The sequence below is a fragment of the Paraburkholderia lebeckiae genome (genome assembly GCF_050436325.1).
Classification (GTDB): Bacteria; Pseudomonadota; Gammaproteobacteria; order Burkholderiales; family Burkholderiaceae; genus Paraburkholderia; species Paraburkholderia tuberum.
In genome coordinates this window covers 13285-35702 of the sequence record NZ_JBNDLZ010000001.1, presented here as the reverse complement: position 1 = coordinate 35702, position 22418 = coordinate 13285, and the positions used below count along the sequence as shown (strand labels likewise).

Below are 22418 nucleotides of genomic sequence, written 5' to 3'. Positions count from 1 at the left end.
TAACGGGAGGCTCCGAACACTGACTGCGGCTCCAGAAGGTCAACTTTTTCCGGAACAGGGGTCCCGGAAGCGCGAATCGCCCGCCGAACTCATGCCAGGCTGATTGCGGTCAACCGCGCTTCCGTGCGCAAGAAGTCAGTCGTTGTTCTGGCGCAGCGCTTTTATCACCTGCGCGGCAATCAACGTACTAACCCGCTCGTTGGACTGAAGCGTCAACCCTGCAATGTGTGGCGTCAGTATCACGTTAGGCAAACCCGCAAAGATGGAACCGTCGTGCATGGGCTCCTCCTCGAACACATCCAGTGCGGCTCCGCCCAAGCGCCCTTCACGCAGCGCAACTGCGAGCGCTGACTCGTCCAGAATTCCTCCGCGTGCCGTGTTAATGACAACGGCATGGCGCTTCATGCTCTCCATCTGAACCTTGCCCAGCATGTTTCGAGTCTCTTCGCGAAGCGGAACGTGCAGCGTCAATACATCAGCCCCGGCGACGGCCTCCTCAAAGGTGACACGTTGCGCGCCCGTCAGTTGCCATGCCTGAGCGTCCTCGGTCAAACGCGGGTCAAATGCGATAACCCGAACACCGACCCCAGTCGCCAGACGTGCAACGAGCTGGCCGATGTCACCGAAACCGACTATTGCCAACGTGCTACCGGCGAACTCGCGGCCGTTTGAGAGCTGCGGTCGCGGCCATGCTCCGGAAGCCACGTCGGCGGATGACATATAGGCGCCGCGCAGAAGCATCATCGCGGTCGAAATCACGTATTCAGCGACCGCTTGGGCGTTGGCACCTGTCGCTGGAATGACCCTGATCTGCCGTTGCTCGCAGGCTTTCAGGTCGATATTGTCCAACCCCACACCAAGCCGGCCCACGACAGATAGGCGCGGGGCGCGCTCGAGCAGTGCGGGATTTATCTGCGTCCGGTTCCTGATGATGATTGCATCGGCGTCATGCACGGCCTTGAAAAGACGTTCGGGGTCGTCGACGAGAGCGCGGTCGTCCAGCACATTGAAATGCTCTCGCAATGAATCAACAGCGAGTGAATCCATAAACTCGCTGACCACGACTTTCTTTCGCAATGCGTTCATTTCCGGGCGTTCCTCATTCTTTGATACATCGTAGAGACAGGACCTTCGAGTGGAGTGAGGCCGTTAGGGAGGCCGAGGGCGTCAGGTAGTAGCGCTTCGGCGATTTGCAGATAAGCGGCACAGAAGTCGACGGCAGGTTTCCGGTCATGTGGGTTCAACATAAATAAAGTCCGATGCCACAAACGGCGCCAAAACTTGCACTTCTCCCTCGCGGGTGACCCTGAGTGCGACGCAGGCTCCCGCCAGACCGCTCCATCCAATCTGGACGTAAACCCTGGGACCACGACACAGAGGTTGAACGGCACAATATACATATAGTATGGTAAACGATACTTTAATAACAAGCAATTTTGAACCACATTTGCCCCCAATAAAGAGGCCTGCGCCACATGAAGCGAATTGATGAAATCGAAGTTCAGGTTGGGCCGTTGACGGTCGCGCGGGTCGAAGTTCACGTTCTGCGCTGTCCAATTGCCACCCCGGTGCACACGTCGTTCGGCACGATGCACGACCGCCCGGCTGTCCTTGTTTCAGTGACGGATTCGGATGGCTGCACTGGCTGGGGCGAAATCTGGTCGAATTTTCCGGCGTGCGGCGCCGAGCATCGCGCGGCCATCGTGTCGACCGTATTGGCGCCGATGCTCACCGGCCGCCTCGTCGCACATCCCGCCGACGTTTTCCGTGACCTGACCGAACGCACGGCGGTGCTCGCGTTGCAATCCGGCGAGCCCGGCCCTTTTGCGCAGGCAATTGCGGGGGTTGACCTCGCCCTCTGGGACCTCCGCGCCCGTAGGGCCGGCCTTCCGCTCTGGAAGCTGCTCGGTGGTTCGTCCGATAACATCCCTGTTTACGCCAGCGGCCTTAATCCGGTCGGGTCGGCAGAGCTTGTTGCTGAAAAGCTCGAGCGAGGATACGAGGCGTTCAAACTGAAAGTCGGGTTTGGCGTCGACCGGGACGTGAACAACCTGAAAATGCTTCGGGAAATAATCGGCCCGAATCGTCGGCTCATGGTCGATGCGAATCAGGCGTGGGCCCTGCCCCAAGCACTCGAAATCGTACCTCTGCTGGCGCCCTTCAATCTTGGCTGGCTGGAAGAACCTCTGCGCTGCGACCGTCCGTTGCGCGAATGGCAAATGCTGGCAGATAGCTCTCCAGTGCCGCTCGCTGGAGGTGAAAACATCGCCGGCCATGATGAATTCGACGCTGCAATTGCGTCGCGGGCGTTCGCTGTCATCCAGCCGGACGCCGCCAAGTGGGGCGGCATTTCTGGCTGTCTGAGGGTCGTCCGGTCAACGCAGCTTGCCGCGCTTACGTACTGTCCGCACTACCTGGGCGGTGGCGTCGGCCTTCTTGCTTCCGCACATCTGCTCGCCGCAACTGGCGGGGACGGGATGCTCGAAATCGATTCGAATCCGAATCCGCTTCGCACCTTACTGCACGGTCCGCTCGACACGCTCGTCAACGGTCGGGTGAGTCTCGGAAACGCTGCGGGAATCGGTATCGAACCGAACCTGACCGAATTGCGGGAGCGCATTCGCGAGGCGGCAGCGTCCGTGGACGCTGTCCGCAAAGCGGCGCAACAGGACGTTGATGCGCCAGCGTAGCCACCCCGGCAAGGCAGTTGCGCCGGCACTACTGAACCTGAACGAATCAATCCAATAACGAGAGAGGCATGGCAACTAGCGCTTACCTACCTGCGGTCGCAGAAGCCGTTGATGTAACAAGAAACAGGCTGTACCGGAAACTGATTCTGAGGCTCGCGCCGTTTCTTTTTGTGGCGTATGGCATCAACCAGCTCAACCGGTTCAACATCAGTTTCGCAAAACTCCAGTTCATGAAAGACCTGGCGCTAAGTGACTTCTCGTTCGCACTCGGTGCAGGGCTGTTCTTCATCGGATACGTCATCTTCGAGGTTCCGAGCAGCCTCTATCTGCAAAAGGTAGGCGCGCGCGCGACTTTCATTCGAATCATGGTTCTCTGGGGGTTACTGTCTGGCTTGACTGCTTTCGTCCATACGCCGACCCAGTTTTATCTGGTCCGCTTTCTTCTTGGTGCGGCTGAAGCGGGATTCATGCCCGGGGTCATCCTGTACCTGACCTATTGGTTTCCCGCGAACCGTCGTGCCCGAATCACATCGCTGTTCTACCTCGCCGCGACCGCTTCCGGTGTTATCGGCGGCCCAATCTCCGGCCTGATACTGAAGTTTTCGCAAGCATGGGGCCTGATGAGCAGCTGGCAATGGCTCTTCGTGGTTGAAGGGGTGCCCACTGTCCTTCTCGGTGTGTTCGCCTATTACTACCTCCAGGATTATCCCAACGACGCAAAGTGGCTCAGCAAGGAGCAAAAGGACATTCTCGCGCACGACCTGAGCGAGGACTACGCGAGCGCAAACCACAATGCTGTCGGACTGCATGACGTCATCAGGCTTCCCCGCATTTATGCGTTCGGGCTGGCTTACTTTGCCGTTGTCGCCGCCAACAATACGCTGGCTGTCTGGGCTCCGACCTTGATTAAGGATGCGGGAATCCGCGACGTGTTCAATATCGGCATACTGTCAGCCATCCCGTACGTCGTCGGGGCAATTGGTATGCTTACTATCGCGGGCCACTCCGACAAGATGCGCGAACGGCGCTGGCACTTCGCGCTTCCTTTTGCTCTGACTGCAATCGGCTTTGCGCTGATTGGTCTGTTCTACGCCAACATCTACGGAACAATCATCCTTCTGTCGCTCGCCTCCATTGGTATCTTCACGGCGTTTGCGATTTTCTGGGCCATGCCGACCCAGTATCTGTCGACGTCAGCTAAAGCTGCCGGTATCGGCTGCATCAGTACCATTGGTATGTTCGGAGGCTTCTTCAGCCCCATCATCCTTGGTTATGCCAAGACGGTCACCGGGACATTCGTTGGCGGCTTCGTGGCAATGGCCGCGATATCAGTCATCGGCGTACTCCTGATTTTCGTTGCGGCACCGAAGACTTCAACGTAGTGACCAACCCGGCAGGGGGATTCATCAGGATGGCGCTGTGCGAGACCGCCAGTCTGTCCTGATTTGCGTGAAAGGTACCAGGTGCCAAACGGAACGCAGAAAAGATAAAGTCGGAACTGGTGTACCGGGGGATTGAGGCGGGAGATTGAAGGTGGTGGAGGCTTCAGCTGAGAGTCTGATTGTCGAAGTCGGAAACCAGCAACCAACAAACCATCCAATATGAGCAAGTTTACCGAAAGAGAAGTCGTCGGTCTATCGACAACCGGTCTGGGTGGGTCATCCTCAGGGTCAACAACACACAATACATGAGACTAAAGACTCACAAAAGCGATATGCAAGCAAGCTGTTATGTGACGAACCTTTTGCCTGACACCGTCAATAAAAACGGTGTCGCGCGCCGCGTTATGCCTCAAAGACTCGCCCCGGACAGCACTCATCTCGGGGCGCGCCCCAATCTTAGGTAGAGGCTCGCCATAGGTAAGCCGACTCTCTCGCAAGTTCAAAACAGGTGTGAATAATGAAATTGAAAATTGGCGCACGACTGCTGGGTACATTCGGTGTTGCCTTGGCTTTCCTGTTGGCGATCTGCTTGACCGCCCATCTGCAGATGGCGCGTATGAATGTGACCACGCAAACTATAGTCGGTGTTCGCGCCGAGGAACTGAGGCTCATAAATAGAATCCAGGTGGCGACGCTCCGGGAAGCAGTGTTGGAGTATGCCGCGCTCGAGGAACCAACGCCCGAATTACAACAGGATAGAATCGAACACGCCCAGGCCTTCAGGAACAACGAGTCGGCCTATCAGGCCATCCCTCGTCTGATCACCACGGCGAGGGGCCGCGCTCTCTTCGACCGCGTGCTGCAAGCGCGTGCGCTTTACGATGAGGCCCTGAAGCCCGCGTACGCGCAATTGGCGGCGCATGAGAACGATGCGGCACGCGCATCGCTCTTGAAGGCGGGCCTGCTACGAACCGCCCTTATCCAGCAGCAAGACGAGTTCAAGAGTCTGGTTCAGAACATGATGGACGCCGATGTGAAGGACAGCAACGACGTCTATGACACGGCGCGCGCAGTCCTGTGGGGAGCGGCGGTGCTGGCGCTGGTGATGGCGCTGATACTTTGCGCGGTGGTGACGCGTTCGATCGTCCGTCCTTTGCAGCGAGTGATCGACGGTGCCAATGCCTTGGCGCAGGGCGACCTGCGCGTCCAGGTACACGTCGAGACCCACGACGAGCTCGGCAACCTGGCCGAGTCGGTGAACCGGGCGATTGGCAACCTGGCTGGCATCGTCGGCGGAGTCAAGCAGGCAAGCCTTGCGATCTCGTCCGCCACCGAACAGGTGGCGGCGGGAAATAGCGATCTGTCGCAGCGCACGGAGGAGCAGGCCGCGTCGCTTGAAGAGACGGCCTCGAGCATGGAAGAGCTGACCGCGACGGTCCGTCAGAACGCGGACAACGCCCAGCAGGCCAGCACGCTGGCGAGCAAAGCATCGGAGGTCGCGCAGCGTGGCGGAGACGAGGTTGGCCGTGTGGTCGAGACGATGCGGGACATCTCCGATAGCTCCACCAAAGTTGCCGAGATCATCGGCGTGATCGAAAGCATCGCGTTTCAGACCAACATTCTCGCGCTCAATGCGGCGGTCGAAGCGGCCCGGGCCGGTGAGCAGGGCCGCGGCTTCGCGGTGGTGGCGAGCGAAGTCCGCACGCTCGCGCAACGCAGTGCGACCGCCGCTCGGGAAATCAAGGAGCTGATTGGCGAGTCGGTGGGTCGCGTGAATGTCGGCTCGCAACTCGTCGAGCAAGCTGGCGACACGATCCGGGAGATCGTGCAGTCGGTGAAGCGCGTGACCGACATCATGAGTGACATCTCCGCAGCATCCCATGAGCAAAGCACCGGCATCGAACAGGTCAATCAGGCTGTCAGCCAGATGGACCAGGTTACCCAGCAGAACGCCGCGCTGGTCGAAGAAGCCGCGGCCGCAGCGCAATCGATGGCTGAACAGGCCCAGGCACTACGTGACTCGGTAGCGATATTCAAACTCGACGGCCGGCAGGCTACAAACCCGTCATTGCCCGCGATAGCGCGCCCGACACTGACGAGGCCAGCCTTGCCGAAATCCCTCAAAGCCCTGCCCGCCTCCGCCGCACCGCGACTCTCCGCGACCATCTCCACGACTGGCGCCTCGAGTCCGGCCACCGAGCCGGACTGGCAGACGTTCTAGCCGCTATGATTTCACGGGATGGTCGGTGTCAATCAGTGGTGAATATGGCTTCCTTCAACCGGTTGCGAGTTTTTGGTTGAAGCGATCTAGTGGCGGTCAGCGTAATCGGCAAGCGGGCGAGACCAGCCGCGTCGGTCGACTACCGCATGCCGCCCGAGGCTTATTTCTTCGCAGCGCTCGACGACGTCGAGACTGTCTATAAGTCGGTGTTCCAGAAGGGGGCAAAGGTTCTTCTCGCTCAAGGCCCCGACGCCACACTCGGTCACGGATTGTCCCGGCGTCGATCCGACTGGCTGGCGCTGACGCACCGTCGACCATGGCGTCCGTTCCCGCTATAGGTAGTTCCCTTTAGCCAAGTTGACATGTCCAGCGCATCGAAAGCTACCAGCACGACGTTGCCACCCGAATCCATCGGCTCACTGCCAATATGGCGCGGGATCTCGCCACGCCTGTCACTATTGGCCGCAATCATTTGCGCCGCTCTTGTCCTGCTGACCGCTGTTCTGCTCGGAGAGCGCGATGCGGCTCGCGCGGTGGCTGAACAGGAATGGCTAACCGGCAACGAGCTGGTCGCATCCGTCGACCGTATATTGAACCGCGTCAGCTCCACCAAGCGAGCCGAACTGGCGGCTCTCGTGGGGCGACCATGCGGGGATATCCTCTCGTCGCTGGCAAAGTTACATACATACATGCGTCTCGTTCGCAACGCGGATATCGTGGCTGACGACCGTGTTTATTGTTCTTCCGGCCAAGGGCCGCTCGATCTTCCGCTATCCGTCTATGTGCCTTCGAGCACACCGGATACCCGTATCAACCTTTTGCCGCAGACCTTATTTCACCCAGACCATCCGGTCCTCGCGCTGTTCGATGCGACGGGTAACGGTGCCGGCATGCTCTACCTGATCTCCGGTGAGAATATTGCGGACGCTCTCTCCTACGGCTTGAGACTCGGCGCACAGCACGTTGCTCTGTCAGTAGCTGGCGTCGGGTTCCTGAGCGACAACGACAAGTTCGTCTCTCTCCCGAAATCCCCGCCGTCTTACTCAACGCGTGTCGCGTCCGGCCGTTGGCCGTTCTCGATCACGTTGACCTCGTCTGCGGAATTCGCTTCCCGGCTGCGCTGGAAGTACCGGCTAGCCTTTGGTGCTGTCGGCGTCCTGCTGGACAGCCTGATCGCTGTCACATACCGCCTCGCGTTGACGCCACATCGCCGGCTCCTGCGCGCGGTTCATCGCGGGTTACGGCACAACGAGTTTCACGTCGTCTATCAGCCGATCGTAGACGTCGCCAGTCGCAAGCCGGTCGGAGCGGAGACGTTGTTACGATGGGATCATCCTACGAAGGGTGCTATCAGTCCGTCGCTTTTCATGGGCGCGGTTGAGTCGAGTTCGCTTCTTGCGGAGGTGACAGGATTTGTGTTGCGCACGGCCGTCGCGGACGCGAACCGTTATGCGCCGACCTTCCCGCCACGCGTAGCGGTCAATATTGCCCCACGGGATCTGGAGAGAAAAGGCTTCGCGGTTGAGGTCCTGGCGTTGAGCCGTCGGCTGCCGGAAGGCGTCAGTCTGGTGCTGGAATTGACCGAACGGCTTGTTCTGAGCGAAAGCGCCCATACCGCGGCCGTCTTCAGGATCCTGAAGGCAGAAGGTATCAAATTCGCCATCGATGACTTCGGCACGCACCATAGCAACCTTGATCTTCTCAGTCGATTTCCTTTCGACTATGTGAAGATCGACCGTCAGTTTGTGAGTCAGGTCGATACAGGGGGCGCTGAGCTTATCAAGGGGATTGTGTCGGTTGCGAAGCACTTCGGGTTGCAGGTCATTGCCGAAGGTGTCGAAACTGAAGCGCAGCATCGGGCGCTGCAAGCAGCGGGGGTGCCGTTCGGGCAAGGTTATCTCTATCAGAGACCGGTGCGAGTGGAACAACCCGACGCAGCAGGAGCGCCGGTCGTCAATAACGGGTGAACCGTCACCAGACCTGTCCGATTCCGATTCCGCCGGCACCGGCTTGCTGCCAGCGCGGACGGGGTCGACTGCGTCGGCGTAACGTTCGTCCCGGCCCATTGTCATTGTTGAGCCACGGTGCACCCTGTGAATAAAAGAAATCGCAAATCTTCCCGTTTGGGCGACTACCTGAAACGACGCCGCCTGCCCGCGCCCCATGCCATCCTGTATGGCGGCATCGTCACTGTCGTCTTCATGGCCTGTCTGTGCGCGACAACGCTGTACCAGGAGCGCCTCGACGCACTCGCGCGCGCCAGCGAAGCATCCCGGAACGTGGCGCTGATCGCGGAGCGCGACATTGAGCGCAATTTTGAGATGTACGCGCTGTCTTTACAGGCAGTCGTCGACGGCGTGAGCCAACCGGAAGTCCTGGCACTGCCGGCGCATCTGCGCCGCGCGGTGCTGTTCGATCGCGCGGCTACCGCCAGATATCTCGGCGCCCTGCTGGTGCTGGACGCATCGGGCAACATCGTCATTGACGCCCGCGGCGACATTCCGCGCAAGGGCAATTATGCGGATCGCAAATACTTCACGGTCCAGCGCGATAACCCGAACGCCGGCCTGTATGTCAGCAAGCCGTTCGTGTCCCGTTTGCGTGGCGGCTCGCCCAGCATAGCGTTGAGCCGGCGCCTTTCGAATCCAAACGGGACGTTCGCCGGAATCGCAGAATTTTCTGTCAATCTGCAGTATTTCCACGATCTGCTCGCCGGCCTGTCGCTCGGGCCCCATGGGTCGGTCGCGTTACTTGACAGGGATGGCGTCGTGATCATGCGCCAGCCGTATGGGCCGGGCGTGCCTGGCGGGGATATCAGCCGGACGAGCATGTTCCGGCGCTTCGAATCGGAGAAAGAGGAAAGCTACTCAGAAAGCGTCTCAATCGATGGAGTGCGCAGGCTCTACACGTTCCAGAAGCTTCCGGATCTGCCGCTGAACATCATGGTCGCCGAGGCCGAACAGGACGTCTACGCGACGTGGTGGCCGCGTGCATTGACGATCGGCTCGCTGATGGGCGCCATAAGCGGGGGGTTTGTCGCGTTGACTTTCCTGCTGCGCACGCAGTTGCGTCATCGGATGCGCGCGGAATCGGAACTGGAATTGCTCGCAAGGACCGACGGCCTGACCGGACTGTTCAATCGCCGCACGCTCAGCGAACTCCTTGACGGGGCGTGGCGTCGGGCCAGGCGCTCCGGGAATGTGTTTTCGCTGCTGTTCCTCGACATCGACCGGTTCAAAGCCTACAACGACACCTATGGACATCAGGCGGGAGACGATGCGCTTAGAGCCGTGGCATGGTGCATAGGCGAAAACATCCGGACGCCGATCGACAGCGCGGCACGTTACGGCGGCGAGGAGTTCGTCGTGGTCCTTCCAGATACCTCGCCGGCGGGTGCATCACGAATCGCCGAGAGAATCCGCTCGGCCATCAGCGAACTGGGCATCGAGCACGCGGGTAGCGAGTACGGACGGATCACGGCAAGTATTGGCACGGCAAGCTGGACGCCAGAGCAGGACGGAGATGTCGCCGCTGTGATCAAGGCCGCTGATGGGGCACTGTACAACGCCAAGGCATCCGGTCGAAATAAGGCCTCACCGGTTTTGGCTCACGAACTGAGCTGAGCTGAGCTGTAGAAACCTAATTTCCGGCGCGTCCTGGTCGAACAGGCTCAACAGGTTATCCGCCTAAAGCACTCCGCATAAGCGCGGCTGACGTCGACACGGGTCGCTTGACCCGCTGTCTGCTTCGGATCGATCCACGAAGTCTCATGCGCGACACACGGGCCTGCCCGTAAGTATGGACTGACCTGCAGATGGAGGTAGCCGTGACTAACCGGGGCACTACTGTCATGGACTACTGGTGGCGCGTGTCGCGCCACCAGTGACCAGCTTCGGGAACTGCTGGCGGAAGCAGTCGCGGCTAATCCATGCGATGCCTAGACGACCCGTGACCGAGTGTGGCGAGGATGCCATTGGTGAGTTCGAGCAGCGCGGAGTGATAATCGGCGGACAGTGGCACATCGTCCATCAGTGACATGGCTTCCTCAATGCCCTGTCGGAATGACCTGGCGATTCCGGCGCGCTGCAACGTCGTCAGGTGCGGCAAGGCTGCAGCAAGAAACTTGCCCAGAACCATCACCCGCGCGCCAAGCGCGCTCATGGTCTTCGTGTTAGCGGTCACGAGCTTGGCGATCTGTTCAAGCGCGTCGTTGGCATCGTCCAATTTTCAGGCCCGCTCAGAATGCCTGCCAGTCCGCAGCACCGGTGTCGGTCGCAACCAGCGTGTTCCTGTCGGGGGTAACCAGGGGCGCCGTCTCTGGCTTTGTCAACGCGGCAGGAGGGGAGGTGCGAACTTTCGGTGCCGGCCGACGCGGTTCGCTCCGCGGGGCAAGCACCGGTGATGCGGATGCCCCGCGGTCGTCGACCTTGAATAGGGAAACATTTGCGCCGCTGCCGTCGGTCTGGAAGACCGACACAGCGTTGCGTAACGCTTGCGCCTGTTCCAACATCGAATGCGCGGCGGCGGAGGCCTCCTCGACGAGGGCCGCGTTGCGTTGTGTTGTCTGATCCATCTGGCCTATCGCCTGATTGACCTGCTCGATCCCGGTACTCTGCTCGGCGGACGCTGCTGCAATCTCGCTGATGATGTCGGTCACCCGCTTCACAGCCCGGACGATATCGTGGATGGTCGACCCGGCCTCGTCGACGAGTCGCGTCCCCCCCTCCACTTGATTCACCGACTCTTCGATCAGCGACCTGATTTCCTTGGCCGCTGCCGCACTGCGCTGGGCGAGCGTACGCACCTCGCTTGCCACCACCGCAAAGCCCCGGCCCTGTTCACCAGCCCGCGCTGCCTCGACCGCTGCGTTCAACGCGAGAATGTTGGTCTGGAAGGCGATTCCTTCGATTACGCTGATGATCTCCGCGACCTTCGACGAGCTGCCGGAAATACCGCGCATCGTCTCCACCACACGTCCGACCACTTCGCCCCCGCGTTGCGCAATTCCCGATGCTTCGCTCGCGAGCGTGTCGGCCTGTCTTGCGTTGTCGGCGTTTTGACGCACCGTCGCGGTCAGCTGCTCCATGCTGGACGCGGTCTCCTCCAGCGACGCGGCCTGTTCCTCGGTGCGCTGCGATAGATCCGTATTTCCCTGGGCGATCTCGCCCGCCGCCACCGCGATCGTTTCGCCTGACGTCTTGATCCCGCGCACCATGGTGGCAAGCTGATCCTGCATCACTTTTAGCGAATACATCAAACTGGACCGGTCGCCTGCCTTGATATGCACGGCGATGTGCAGATTGCCGGCCGCCACCGCGCTTGCCAGCGCGGCCGCATCGCCAGGCTCGCCTCCAAGCGTGCCGATAATGGCGCGTGTCACGATCGTGCTCAGCACCGCGGCGACGACGAGCGACAGCACGGCCAGTCCCCAAAGAACCGCGCGCGCCGTGTTATATGACGCCGTGCTCTGCTGAACCTCTTCCGCCATCCAGCTCTGCTGTGCATTGCTGAAGTCGTCCAGTGCCTGAAGGGTCGCGTCTCGAAATGGCCCCGTGCCCTGCAGGGTCTTGCTCGCCCCGCTCGTATCGTGCGCGGCCACCTGCGCGTAGGCCGGCTTCAGTGCATCGGCATAGGGCGTTCGTATCTGGATGAGCCGATCGAGCGCGGCGTTTTCGCTATCGGTCGAAGCCTGGCACCAGCAGTCTTAATGGATACCCGTTTTCCGGACGCAACCGCTCACCGTTTTGTGCATAGACTACGATGGCATTCTCGAGAATGCGGTCCACCGGCAGGCTGCGCGTCATCGCGGCGGCGTCGGCCCCTTCGGCGAGCAGCCATTTGCCCTCCTGCACACCGACTTCGTCGAGCAGCGTGGCAAGCGTCACGCCCGTCCACTCGGCGCATGAAAGCAGGCCATGCGTCATCTGGACCGGCAGCCCGCTCGCCCCTTTCCATTCACTGGCGGTATTGCCCGAGCATTCGAGAAAGTGCGTCCGCGTGACGGAGGGATAGCGCACCAGGTCGTCCATCGTGAGTTCAAGTGACCGGCGCACCCGTCCATGGATGACGAGGCGATGCTGCTCAGGAGCGATCTGCGGGATCCCTGCATGATGCCGCTCGTAGATCAGACCGCTCGGCGTGATGGTGCCGAACAGATCCGCAAGCGGGGTCAATGTCCACGCCGAGCCCGGCATCCTGGGCGGCTGCGAAAAGCGGCGCACCACATCCTTTTCGAATTCAGATGGCACACCGTACGGATGCCAGTCCGTCGGTTCGCCGGGCTGCGTGGTCCACGCTGGAACCGCGAGCGGACCGGCAGCCGGGGCCGCTTCGGCGCGTCCGAACAGCAATCCACTCGCCAGACCCGCGCCCACCGATCCGACTACCTTGCGGCGCGTGGGCGATATCAGGCTGCGGCGCGGCGGTCGGGATGAATCATCTTCGCGCATACCTTTCTCTCATAGAGTGACTGGTTGACTAAATGTAGTAAATGGTTAACGGATGTGTCCGAAAAAACTTTATACAAATAGAAGGGCTCAGGCCGGCTACCGGCGACTCTCCACGGGACGTTGGGGCTGCAGGGCGTGTGGCGCGGCAGGTTAATCAAAACAACGGTTAGCGACTGTGCCGCATGGTGCCCGCTGGATCACGTCAAGCGCCAGTTCCGTCGTTACCGAAAACATGGTGCCGGCGCGCGATCCGGATAGAGCTCGCGCCGGGTAACGCTCGCCACTTTTTGACATAACACCTGTTCTCGCAGCGGGGCAGCCCCCTACACTGGACTTTAATCAACGCCTCGGGCTCGAAATGGACATTCCACCGCTACACACCGAAGATGACTATTGCGCAGCACTGGCAGAAGTGTCGGCGCTAGTCCATCTCGACCCGGAACCCGGCACGCCGGAAGGCGACAGGCTGGAGATTTTGAGCATCCTCATTGAGCATTACGAAAGCTCGCTGGATATAGCGAACCTGCTGCGCTCTCCGGCTAACTTTGCTCATCTGAAGCATTCAATTGCGCAGCTGCGAGCAGTGAGAGCGCCACTGCATCCAGACGCGGCCCGCCAGGCCGCAAAGCGGCTTGCCAATCTCGGCGGCACTCAACCGGGCGTCGAAGGCGCACCGCGTCGTCGCTTCGGCGTTTTAACTGGCCGGGTCAGCATGTCGGCCACCTTCGATGCACCGCTAGAAACTGACGAAGCTGCAGTTGACCGTGCAGCTCGCGATAATTCCGACTTACCTCGGACGTTTGTGGCTGAGGCGCTGCAAGGCCTTGCCGAGGTGCGCGCCGGGCAAACCGTGCCGTTTGTCGGCCACAACTCCGACTTCGCGCTGTGGGCCGAAGCGCAGGCCGCGAAACTACGCGACCGCAGGGTCACGGAACTGGATCGCGATAGCATCGCGGAAGAGCTGGAGACTCTTGCGCGTGCGTTTGTAGATTGTCAATTACGATGGGCCCCGGGCGGCCATCGTAATTGACAATCTACAGGCAGCCGTCCAGGATACCGCTTGCGTCGCGGTTTGGGCGGTGGAAGCAGCGGTTCGATCAGTGCCCACAGTTCGTCATCGATGATAGGTGCCGGCATTCCTTGATCCGTTGTTCAGGCATCCAAGGTTAACCGTTTCGTGGAGAAGTAAACAGCCCTTCCGGGCTCTTTTTGAACTGGCCTCTAAATAGGAAGGCTGACAATTGCCGATGTGCAACGTCGCCACCTTTTATGTTTCAGCGCGGTCTGGGTGGGGTAATCGTACCTTTGTGCAGTAGTTACCTTAGCCAGCCGTTTCGGCGCTGCAGTCGCGACCGTAGTAATCGTCGAAACGGACGATGTCGTCTTCGCGGAGGTAGCTGCCACACTGAACCTCTATCATCTCAAGCGGCACACGTCCGACGTTTTCCAGCCGATGTTTAACGCCAAGCGGCACATAGGTCGACTCGTTTTCCGCAAGCAGAAACGTCTCTTCACCACGGGTGACGCGCGCAGTTCCGTTGACTACGATCCAGTGCTCAGAACGGTGATGGTGAAGCTGCAGCGACAGCGCCGCACCGGGCATGACGACAATCCGCTTGACCTGGAAGCGCGGGCCCTGTTCAATCGATTCGTAATAGCCCCATGGCCGCTGAACCTTGCGGTGATACTTCGCCTCGCTGCAGCCTCGATCTTTAAGCCGGGCTACGACCACCTTGACGTCTTGAGCATGGTGCCTGTCAGCGACTAGTACTGCGTCGGCTGTTTCGACGACAATCAAATCGGTCGCGCCAACGCATGCGACGAGACGGCCCTCCGAATGAACATAAGTTCCAGAGGTGTTCTCGAGCAGCACGTCACCGCGCGTGACGTTGCCAGACTCATCCTTGGGCAATGCGCTCCACACCGCGCCCCACGAGCCAACATCAGACCAGCCCGCGTTCAGCGGTATCACCGCAGCGGACAGGCCGATCTGGTCAAGTTGCTCCATGACGGCGTAGTCGATGGAGTCCGACGGACACGTGACGAATGCATCCATATCGACACGCAATACATTCTGATCGACACTCGCGCGCTCGAATGCGGCCTTGCACGCTCGTGCAATATCGGCCCGCAACGCATCGACTGCGCGCAACCATACCGATGCCCGCATCACGAAAATGCCGCTGTTCCACCAGTGCCGCTTACCTTCGACGAATGCAACTGCCACGTCCTGATCGGGCTTTTCGACGAAGCGCTGCAGGGCGCGCGCTCCGCTCGCAGATTCCGAGGCGATTGGCTCACCGAGCTCAATGTAGCCGTATCCGCATTCGGCACGGTCTGGCACGACGCCCAATGTCACGATCCGTCCTGCTTGCGCAAGGCGCGCTGCGGCACCTATCGCCCGTTCGAACTCCGGCAAGTCTGCAATTGCATGATCAGCAGGTGTCACGACGAGCACCGGATCGCTGCCGTCTGACTGCGCTTTCAGTGCCGCTAGCGTAAGTGCCGGCGCGGTATTGCGGCTCACCGGTTCGGCGATCATCTGCCAATCCCGCGAACTCGTCTTCAGCCGATCGGCAGCAAGGAAGCGGTGTTCCTCTGCGCAGACCAACAGCCCGCGATTGGCGAAAGCTGTGGCCACGCAATCTAGCCGCGTGACGGAGTTTTCCAGTAACGAACGATCGCCTAGCAACCCGATCATCTGCTTCGGGTACCCCTCACGGGACAGAGGCCATAGCCGCGTGCCAGAGCCGCCTGCGAGAACCACTGGCAAGATCAGCGGTGCCTCGGTGGGCGCTTCGGCGGTATCGTCGCCAACGGCGCGCTGTTCCGTCTCACTGAAATCGGGGAGCGTCATATCCATTATTGCTTCTCCAATATCGTATCCGGGCGCGCAGGTGCAGATGCCATCGCAATGCGCTCATTATGCGGCGCCGCCGTTGGCCCGACCGTGCGTTTGCTGGACTTGCGTTCGTCAATCACTGTCTGATAGATCTGTCTGTACGAAGCAGCGGTTCGACTGGCGGTAAAGTGGTCTTCAAAGCGCAGAGCTGCGCGGTGGCCCATGCGTTCACACAGCAGCGGGTTGTCCCACAGTTCGTGCATCGCTTCCGCCAGTTCAGCCGGATCATCTGGAGCGACTACCAGTCCGGTTTTTCCGTGCTCGTTCACAAAGCTGGTTCCCGTGCCAATTTCGCAGGTGATCATTGGCTTGCCCAACATGGCGGCTTCGAGCAGCGATATGCCAAACGCTTCCGCACGATTTGGCGACGGCAGGACAATTGCACGGCTTAGCCGGATCAGCGCCATCTTGTCGACGTCGGAGACGGGACCGGCGAAATGGACACTGGTCGCGCCGCACTCTGCTACCAGCGCACGGATTTCCGCCGTCAGTGGCCCGTCGCCTATAAGCACAAGTGGGTAACCGGTTCGCCTGATCGCTTCGATCAGGATCGGCAGTCCCTTGTAATAACGGAACACGCCGACAAAAATGAAGAACGGGCCACCAATGCGCTCCTTCCAGCTACGCATCAGTGCGTCATTGGGCAGGGGATAGTAGCCAGGCGTGAGACCAAGCGGCACCACTTCGACTTTTTCATGGTGAAGTTTCAGCACATCACTCGTCGCAGCGTATTGTGGCGACGTCGCGACGATGCGATCGACGCTACCGAGAAAGCGATGCATGAGCGGCCGATACATTGCAAGCAGCCGGCGTTGCCGCTGAATGTCCGCATGGTAGGTCACGACCGTCGGCTTGCGCGTGTGCGCAGCGAGATACGCAAGGTCTGCCATCGGCCAGGGAAAATGCAGATGCAGGACATCTGCCTCTTCGCTAAGCTCACGGAAGCGCCGCAGCGCCCGCCATGACAGTTCGACTGACGCGATCTTGAACCGGCTCCTGACGCGTTCGACCTCGTGACCAGGCATGCTGATGAGCCGATCTCCGTCGCGTCCGGACGTCAGAGTCAATAGTCTGTTCTCGATCCCCAGCTCTGCACCTGCGCGGCACAGATGATAAATCGACTGCTCTGCCCCGCCAATTGTGTCCGGCAGATAGGTTCGGTAAAAATGCAATACGCGCATAATTCTGTCACTCAAGCAAGGCGTCTATCGGATGCCCATGTTTTCTTCAAGCCGGATTGATATGGAACAGCAGTCGTATTTCATGGAACGAGCGGCTGCTGGGAGCCGGTGTCTTCGCCCATCGCTCTCTTGCGCAGTTGCAGCTCCGCCTCTCCCCGTGCAAGCTTGGCGAGCATGGCGGCATTGCGAACGATCAGGCGTCGATAGTCACGTTCGATCACCTGTCCGTCGATAAGCGAGCGGATTGCCCGCGATACCGTTTCGCGGCTCACGTTCGCCATGATCGCAATGGCTTGCTGGTTTGGCAGGTTCTCGATCGTCAGCAGGTCTCCAGTGCTCTTCCTCATCGACCCTTCCAGCACCGAATACACTCTGGCATACGCGCGGGTCAGACCCAGCATCGACCGGTAGTTCGATGCTTGGCGGATGGTTCGGCACAACCGTTGTAAAAGCGCCTCGACGACTGCGGGGTTGCGGTAAAACAGTGCCTGTGCCTGAAGCTTTGGCAGAAAACCGACGACCGATTCGCTCGTCGCGATAATAGAAGCCGAGCGGGGGCCACCGTCGATAATCGACAGTTCGCCAAAGTAGTCGCCTGGCTCAACAAAATCGAGTCCCACCTCGCGGCCGTCTTCTGATAGCGCGATCACCTGCAGGCGCCCGGACATCAGCATCAGCAGGGACAAGCCGGTATCGCCCTTATGGACGACGAATTCCCGTTTACTGAAGCGACGGTACCGGATATGGCGGCCCGTCTCTTCAATGACATCGTCCGCAACGTTGCGTAGCAGCTTTTGTTGTTTCAGGAGATCGATGGCCTTTAACGGGCCGCTGTTGATTCCTCCGTCTGCTGTCGACATTTCTCGCTTCTTTTTCCCGGCTTTGGCACGGACCGACAATATGCGCAGTGAGCGCAGATATCTGTGATGGCCGTCACATCCTGCAGACTAAATATAGCTAATCATCGTCGGATCAGTCGATCGCAGGGCATTGCGGATATCGGGAAAATGAACTAAATGAGAAAACGCATGATTCGAACGCCCGGGGCGGTCGCACTGCAATTCGTTGTTAGCACAACTTTTTTCGTGCAGACTGCACACGCTCAGCCTGCGGCGCTCGGCAATGCAGTTGTTGTGATTGGACAGGCATGTGCGCAACGCGCCGAGACGCACTGCACTCCTCTTGCCAGAGGCACAGCCATTGCACAGGGCGATACGATCGAGACTGGCACAGATGGGTATGTGTACATCACAACGGTCGATCATGGTTTTGTCAGCGTGCGGCCGGATTCGTCGCTGACGTTCGAGCGGTACGAATACGACCCCGCGGATCCTCGCAAAACAGTGATCAAGCTATCGCTGCATAAGGGCGTGGTGAGGGAGGTATCCGGCACGGGCGCTCAGGCCGCTCGCGACCACTATCGGATGAATACGCCGGTTGCTGCGCTCGGTGTGCGAGGCACCGATTTCACAGTATTTACTGACGCCGACGTGACACGCGCCGACGTGCGTAGCGGCGGCATCGTGATGACTCCACTCGGCGCAGGCTGCGCCGCAACTGGCACAGGCCCGTGCGAGGGCTCGGCTGCGGCACAACTGTTCGCCGGGCAGCCCAACGCACTGCTGCAGGTGTACCGCGGCAACGCTCGCCCCGTTGTGGTCGACTCGACACTATCGCCGCTGATGCCGGAGCAGGCCGCCGCAGCGTTAAAGAGCGAGGAAAACAGCGCACGCGCGGCAACCACGCAGCCGTCGGCCAATCCGGGTGTTGCGCCTTCAGAGTTGATTTTTCCGCTGACACCTGCTGCCCCCCAGGCGAAGCCTGCGCCCGTCGCACCGACACCCGCGCCTGTGCCCGCCCAACAGCCAGAAGCACAGCAGATCTTCTGGGGACGCTTCGCGCCGCTTGCCTCGGCACAGGCGGATACGACAACACTGCCGACAGTGGCTGCGCTGTTGCAACAAGGCAGCGACCAGGTTGGTCTGATCGCGCCTTTCGCAATGACACGCACTCCGCAGACGGACATGGTGATGCCTGCAAACGGCACGTTCAGATTCGATCTGCAGTCGTCTAGCGCCTATGTGATAAATACGGCAACGGGGGCAGCGACAGAGGCGCAGATCAGCAATCCGTTGCTATCGATCAATTTCGGCACCGGCACCTTCCAGACGAACCTCAACCTCAGCGCGAACGGCACGAACTATCCAATCTCGGCGCAAGGGGGAGTTACCCGGGACGGCAAGCTACTTAGCGACTATGGGTCACCCGCCGCAGTTCAGGGGGCGCTCGCCGGCAAGAATGCAACGCAGGCCGGCTTCCTGTTCACACAGGGTCTTGATGGGAAAAACACGGCCATTGGAGCGACCCAGTGGTCCCGGTAGCAGGCCTGACGACGCTCGACCGCATTCGCCTCACGATATTCGGACTGATTTCACTGGCAGCCTGCCTGCTGGCGGCCGGTGTGTGGTCTCCCGAGCCTTACCGCCGGCTCGGCTACGCGATTGACGACTGGCGGCAAGCGCGATTGGTGACTGGCATACCCGACGCGCGCATCGCACTGGTCGACATCGACGAGCGCTCACTCGAGGCGATCGGGCCATGGCCGTGGCCGCGCGCTGTCATGGCGCGGCTTGCACAGAATCTGTTCGCGCAGTATCACGCGAAGGCCGTCGGCCTCGACGTCATGTTCCCCGAAGCGGGATCGCCCGATGGCGATCGCGCGCTGCTCGCCGTCGCGCATCAGTTTCCGCTCGTTTTTTCGCAGGCATTTGCACTGTCTGGCGACGCTGATGCGCCTCACGCAGGACATATTGGTGGCGCGCTCGCCGCGGGCACCCACGCGGCGCATGCACCAATGGCTTCGGGTTTTGTTGGCAACTTCTTTGACGCGACCGACGTCTGTGTCGGCCATGTCACGCCGCATGCCAGCATGGACGGCGTCGTGCGTTCGATTGCACCACTGATCCAGTATGCGCACGCGCTCTACCCGATGCTTGCGTGGCAATTGATACATTGCCACGCTGGTTACCAGTCACCCTCGGTGCCGATCGACAGGTTGCCCGTCAACTCGCGGGGATTGATGCGTATCCCGTTCAAACATTCGATCGAGGCATTCGACGTGGTGCCCGCTTACGATGTGCTCGCCCAGACTGCGCCTTCCGCGCTACTGGCGAACCGTTATGTGCTGGTCGGCTCGTCGGCGCTCGGATTGACAGATCACGTCGCGTCGCCGATCGACCCGTGGCTGCCTGCTGTCATCGTGCATGCTGAATTGCTTGGCGAACTGCTCGATCTTGGGTCAAAGGAAGGCGCTACCTCGCCAGCAGCATGGCTTCCAATAGCGTGGACTGCCTGCTCGATTGTCGCGTTTGCGGTGCTGTTCCGGGTACAACGCGCGAGCATCGCGCTTGCGACACTGATTGCGGCCACGTCGTTGTGGCTTATGCTGCTGCCCTCGACGCGCGCCGTGCCTGCGAGTCTGGCTGCGTTGCCACTGGTTCCCGCCGCGGTCTTCCTGCTCGTTCAGGCGCCCATCGAGTGGATCTCTTCCCAGGCGGCAATACACTCATTTGAGCGCCGCTTCAGTCGGTACCTGCCCCCGACGGTGTTGCGCGAAATCATCCGGCAGCGCGGGCTCGCCACCTTTAAACCGGAGCGCCGGCAGATCTCGGTGCTGTTTGTCGATATTGAAGGTTACACGCGACTTGCCGAGCAGATGCCTCCCGAGCAGCTCGTCGGGATGACCGATGTCATTCTGACGCGCCTGACTGACTGCGTACATGAAACGCAGGGAACGCTGGACAAGTACATGGGCGACGCCCTGATGGCATTCTGGGGGGCACCTCTTGCCCAGCCCGACCATGCAGACCGTGCACTTGATTGCGCGCTGGCGATGCTGCGCGAGCTGAAGGCACTCAACCGCAGTGCACTGCCGGTCTTCGACGGCAGGACGATGCGCGTGCGGATCGGGGTCAATAGCGGCACCGCGGTGGTCGGTGAAATAGGCTCGACATTACGAAAGTCATATACGGCGATTGGCGATACGGTCAACGTGGCGTCGCGACTCCAGGAGTATGCCAGGACGCTCGAAACCGATTTGCTAATCGGACAGGAAACCGCACGACAGACAGGACGTCATCGCCTGAAGGCATGCGCTCAGGCAGCGCTGCGCGGACGCGTTGCTGCTGAGCTGCTCTATACGATGGACCAAGGCGAGCCCGATGCAATTCATTAGGCAGCGCACCCCAGCGCTGCAATTGGACCGCATACAGCGCGTAATCGTCAGGCTGGCGCTCTCTGCGGCCCGGATCGCGGCGCTGGGTGTCCTGGTGCCCCATGCGGTGGCTCAAACGCCAGACAACACCTTCGAGCAGACCATTGACGACGATCTGCAGGCACAGGCGCAGATCGCGATCAGCGACGGCCATCGGGAGCGGGCACTCGCGCTGCTGAACGAACTCGTGCAGCGCGATCCTCGCCAGGCGGGGGCTTTGCTCGATGCGGCGATGCTGTATTGCCAGCTAGGGGAACGGGATCTCTCGCTCAGGACGCTCACCCGTATTGAAACACAATACGAGGTGCCGCCCGCCATCGAAAAGCTTATCGTCTACTACAGGGCAAGTACCTGCACGTCGGATGGATCGCGGCCTCAGCTGACAGCAAGCGTCGGAACAGGCGTGACGTCGAATGCGAACTTCGGGCCATCTAATCCGATCGTGACCTTCGCACCAGACGCGCCATTCAACTCGCTGACGCTGGCGCCACAAAGCCTCGCGCATAGCGACCAGTATATCGAATCCGCCGTTCAGGGCGAGTTGCCCATTTCAGCAATGCCGGGCCTGGAACTGCTCGCGGGACTCTCGGACCGCCAGTACCGCAGCCTGCACAGCTTCGACCAGCGCACTGTGACAATCGGGGTCGCTGACAGGAGAAGTTTCACGCACGGCGAGCTGTATAACCAGCTCACGATGAATCTGCTGTGGCTCGGCAACCGCGTCTATCAGCGTGACACAGGATGGCACGTGAGCTTCTGGCTACCGCCAGCAGCATGGCGGCCGGTGCTCGCGCGCAGCGGACTCGACCTGACTGTCGTGGATTCCGCCTATCCCGGGAATTCACTTTACGACGCTGTGTACTTCGAAGTGCGTGCCGCGTTCCAGGCGCAAGTCGGCGAACGCACATCGATGCAACTATTCGTCGGTCCAGCGTGGGACAAGCCAAACGGCGGCCGCCCGGGTGGAATGCAGCGCGGCTATTCGGCGTGGCTGTCACTTGACTACGACATGGACCGTCATGGTCAGCTGGAAGCCATATTGCAGCAGCGCACATTGAATGATGCGACCGCATATGACCCATTGTTCTTCGGCAGTCTCACCCAGCACCAGACCATACGCTCGGCGGCGCTGCGCTACACTTACCCGGTGTTTCGCGGCTGGTCCATCTACACGCAGTTGTCGGCACAGCGGGTTTCCGATTCGATCTCGCTGTTCGCCTACACCGTGTACAACGGCTCACTCGGTCTGTCCTGGAAGTACTGACGCGACAATCGCTGCAGCAATCGCTAGAATAGCGGCACCCTCATCGTCACATTCGC

General features: G+C 60.2%; 16 protein-coding genes and 2 pseudogenes. 10 read left to right on the top strand and 8 right to left on the bottom strand.

The window, feature by feature from the left end; genetic code table 11:
* Window positions 1–135 precede the first annotated feature (135 nt).
* Window positions 136–1086 carry a hydroxyacid dehydrogenase gene (locus tag OKW44_RS00140; protein WP_018420448.1) on the bottom strand — a complete coding sequence of 317 codons (951 nt, stop codon included), beginning with the start codon at window positions 1084–1086 and terminating at the stop codon, window positions 136–138.
* Between the two features lie 389 nt (window positions 1087–1475).
* Here OKW44_RS00140 and OKW44_RS00135 point away from each other — a divergent pair, with 389 nt between their 5' ends.
* The 6 genes from OKW44_RS00135 to OKW44_RS00110 all read left to right on the top strand — a co-directional run bounded on the left by OKW44_RS00135 (window position 1476) and on the right by OKW44_RS00110 (window position 9916).
* Window positions 1476–2690: a mandelate racemase/muconate lactonizing enzyme family protein gene (locus OKW44_RS00135; RefSeq protein WP_018420449.1), complete on the top strand. Its 1215-nt coding sequence runs from the start codon at window positions 1476–1478 to the stop codon at window positions 2688–2690.
* Between the two features lie 68 nt (window positions 2691–2758).
* Window positions 2759–4072, top strand: a complete 1314-nt coding sequence (locus OKW44_RS00130; RefSeq protein WP_018420450.1) for an MFS transporter — start codon at window positions 2759–2761, stop codon at window positions 4070–4072.
* 517 nt (window positions 4073–4589) lie between these two features.
* On the top strand, window positions 4590–6293 hold the full coding sequence (locus OKW44_RS00125) for a methyl-accepting chemotaxis protein (RefSeq protein ID WP_018420451.1): 1704 nt from the start codon (window positions 4590–4592) through the stop codon (window positions 6291–6293).
* A gap of 89 nt (window positions 6294–6382) precedes the next feature.
* Window positions 6383–6631, top strand: coding sequence for an alpha/beta hydrolase fold domain-containing protein (locus OKW44_RS00120; protein WP_239499078.1), 249 nt, complete (start codon window positions 6383–6385; stop codon window positions 6629–6631).
* 24 nt (window positions 6632–6655) lie between these two features.
* Window positions 6656–8260 (top strand): EAL domain-containing protein, encoded by a 1605-nt coding sequence (locus OKW44_RS00115; RefSeq protein ID WP_026225790.1) that lies wholly within the window; start codon window positions 6656–6658, stop codon window positions 8258–8260.
* A gap of 234 nt (window positions 8261–8494) precedes the next feature.
* Window positions 8495–9916, top strand: a complete 1422-nt coding sequence (locus tag OKW44_RS00110; protein WP_084754091.1) for a sensor domain-containing diguanylate cyclase — start codon at window positions 8495–8497, stop codon at window positions 9914–9916.
* Window positions 9917–10214: 298 nt separating this feature from the next.
* Here the strand turns inward: OKW44_RS00110 and OKW44_RS00105 are convergent, their stop codons facing one another.
* From OKW44_RS00105 to OKW44_RS00095, 3 genes and pseudogenes are all read right to left on the bottom strand, one after another.
* Window positions 10215–10517 (bottom strand): hypothetical protein, encoded by a 303-nt coding sequence (locus OKW44_RS00105; protein WP_018420454.1) that lies wholly within the window; start codon window positions 10515–10517, stop codon window positions 10215–10217.
* A gap of 13 nt (window positions 10518–10530) precedes the next feature.
* A complete protein-coding gene (locus OKW44_RS00100) occupies window positions 10531–11892 on the bottom strand; it encodes a methyl-accepting chemotaxis protein (RefSeq protein WP_018420455.1) in 1362 nt (453 codons plus the stop codon).
* An 82-nt stretch (window positions 11893–11974) separates the two neighbouring features.
* Window positions 11975–12742, bottom strand: a pseudogene (locus OKW44_RS00095) (molybdopterin-dependent oxidoreductase); the annotation flags it as partial.
* A gap of 358 nt (window positions 12743–13100) precedes the next feature.
* On the opposite strand from OKW44_RS00095, the gene OKW44_RS00090 reads away from it, so the two are divergent.
* Window positions 13101–13772 (top strand): DUF29 family protein, encoded by a 672-nt coding sequence (locus OKW44_RS00090; RefSeq protein WP_018420457.1) that lies wholly within the window; start codon window positions 13101–13103, stop codon window positions 13770–13772.
* A 5-nt stretch (window positions 13773–13777) separates the two neighbouring features.
* Here OKW44_RS00090 and OKW44_RS00085 read toward each other — a convergent pair.
* From OKW44_RS00085 to OKW44_RS00070, 4 genes and pseudogenes are all read right to left on the bottom strand, one after another.
* Window positions 13778–13879 (bottom strand): annotated as a pseudogene (locus OKW44_RS00085) (IS5/IS1182 family transposase); the annotation flags it as partial.
* A 184-nt stretch (window positions 13880–14063) separates the two neighbouring features.
* On the bottom strand, window positions 14064–15605 hold the full coding sequence (locus OKW44_RS00080; RefSeq protein ID WP_018420458.1) for a mannose-1-phosphate guanylyltransferase/mannose-6-phosphate isomerase: 1542 nt from the start codon (window positions 15603–15605) through the stop codon (window positions 14064–14066).
* Entirely contained in the window at window positions 15605–16840 is a 1236-nt protein-coding gene (locus tag OKW44_RS00075; RefSeq protein ID WP_239499079.1) for a glycosyltransferase, read from the bottom strand. Before OKW44_RS00075 ends, OKW44_RS00080 begins: the two co-directional genes overlap by 1 nt.
* 65 nt (window positions 16841–16905) lie before the next feature.
* Window positions 16906–17685, bottom strand: coding sequence for a Crp/Fnr family transcriptional regulator (locus OKW44_RS00070; RefSeq protein ID WP_018420460.1), 780 nt, complete (start codon window positions 17683–17685; stop codon window positions 16906–16908).
* Window positions 17686–17853: 168 nt separating this feature from the next.
* On the opposite strand from OKW44_RS00070, the gene OKW44_RS00065 reads away from it, so the two are divergent.
* From OKW44_RS00065 to OKW44_RS00055, 3 genes are read left to right on the top strand one after another with little or no spacing between them, the layout of a single operon-like run.
* Window positions 17854–19206 (top strand): FecR family protein, encoded by a 1353-nt coding sequence (locus OKW44_RS00065; RefSeq protein ID WP_018420461.1) that lies wholly within the window; start codon window positions 17854–17856, stop codon window positions 19204–19206.
* Window positions 19194–21059 (top strand): CHASE2 domain-containing protein, encoded by a 1866-nt coding sequence (locus OKW44_RS00060; RefSeq protein WP_018420462.1) that lies wholly within the window; start codon window positions 19194–19196, stop codon window positions 21057–21059. The genes OKW44_RS00065 and OKW44_RS00060 overlap by 13 nt, the downstream gene beginning before the upstream one ends.
* Window positions 21004–22362: a tetratricopeptide repeat protein gene (locus OKW44_RS00055; RefSeq protein ID WP_239499080.1), complete on the top strand. Its 1359-nt coding sequence runs from the start codon at window positions 21004–21006 to the stop codon at window positions 22360–22362. Before OKW44_RS00060 ends, OKW44_RS00055 begins: the two co-directional genes overlap by 56 nt.
* Window positions 22363–22418 lie beyond the last annotated feature (56 nt).

What these genes read in the sequence shown, in the direction of transcription:
- OKW44_RS00140 (WP_018420448.1), bottom strand. Translation starts at nt 1,086, where the DNA reads ATGAACGCATTGCGAAAGAAAGTCGTGGTCAGCGAGTTTATGGATTCA.
- OKW44_RS00135 (WP_018420449.1), top strand. Translation starts at nt 1,476, where the DNA reads ATGAAGCGAATTGATGAAATCGAAGTTCAGGTTGGGCCGTTGACGGTC.
- OKW44_RS00130 (WP_018420450.1), top strand. Translation starts at nt 2,759, where the DNA reads ATGGCAACTAGCGCTTACCTACCTGCGGTCGCAGAAGCCGTTGATGTA.
- OKW44_RS00125 (WP_018420451.1), top strand. Translation starts at nt 4,590, where the DNA reads ATGAAATTGAAAATTGGCGCACGACTGCTGGGTACATTCGGTGTTGCC.
- OKW44_RS00115 (WP_026225790.1), top strand. Translation starts at nt 6,656, where the DNA reads ATGTCCAGCGCATCGAAAGCTACCAGCACGACGTTGCCACCCGAATCC.
- OKW44_RS00110 (WP_084754091.1), top strand. Translation starts at nt 8,495, where the DNA reads ATGGCCTGTCTGTGCGCGACAACGCTGTACCAGGAGCGCCTCGACGCA.
- OKW44_RS00090 (WP_018420457.1), top strand. Translation starts at nt 13,101, where the DNA reads ATGGACATTCCACCGCTACACACCGAAGATGACTATTGCGCAGCACTG.
- OKW44_RS00080 (WP_018420458.1), bottom strand. Translation starts at nt 15,605, where the DNA reads ATGGATATGACGCTCCCCGATTTCAGTGAGACGGAACAGCGCGCCGTT.
- OKW44_RS00070 (WP_018420460.1), bottom strand. Translation starts at nt 17,685, where the DNA reads ATGTCGACAGCAGACGGAGGAATCAACAGCGGCCCGTTAAAGGCCATC.
- OKW44_RS00065 (WP_018420461.1), top strand. Translation starts at nt 17,854, where the DNA reads ATGATTCGAACGCCCGGGGCGGTCGCACTGCAATTCGTTGTTAGCACA.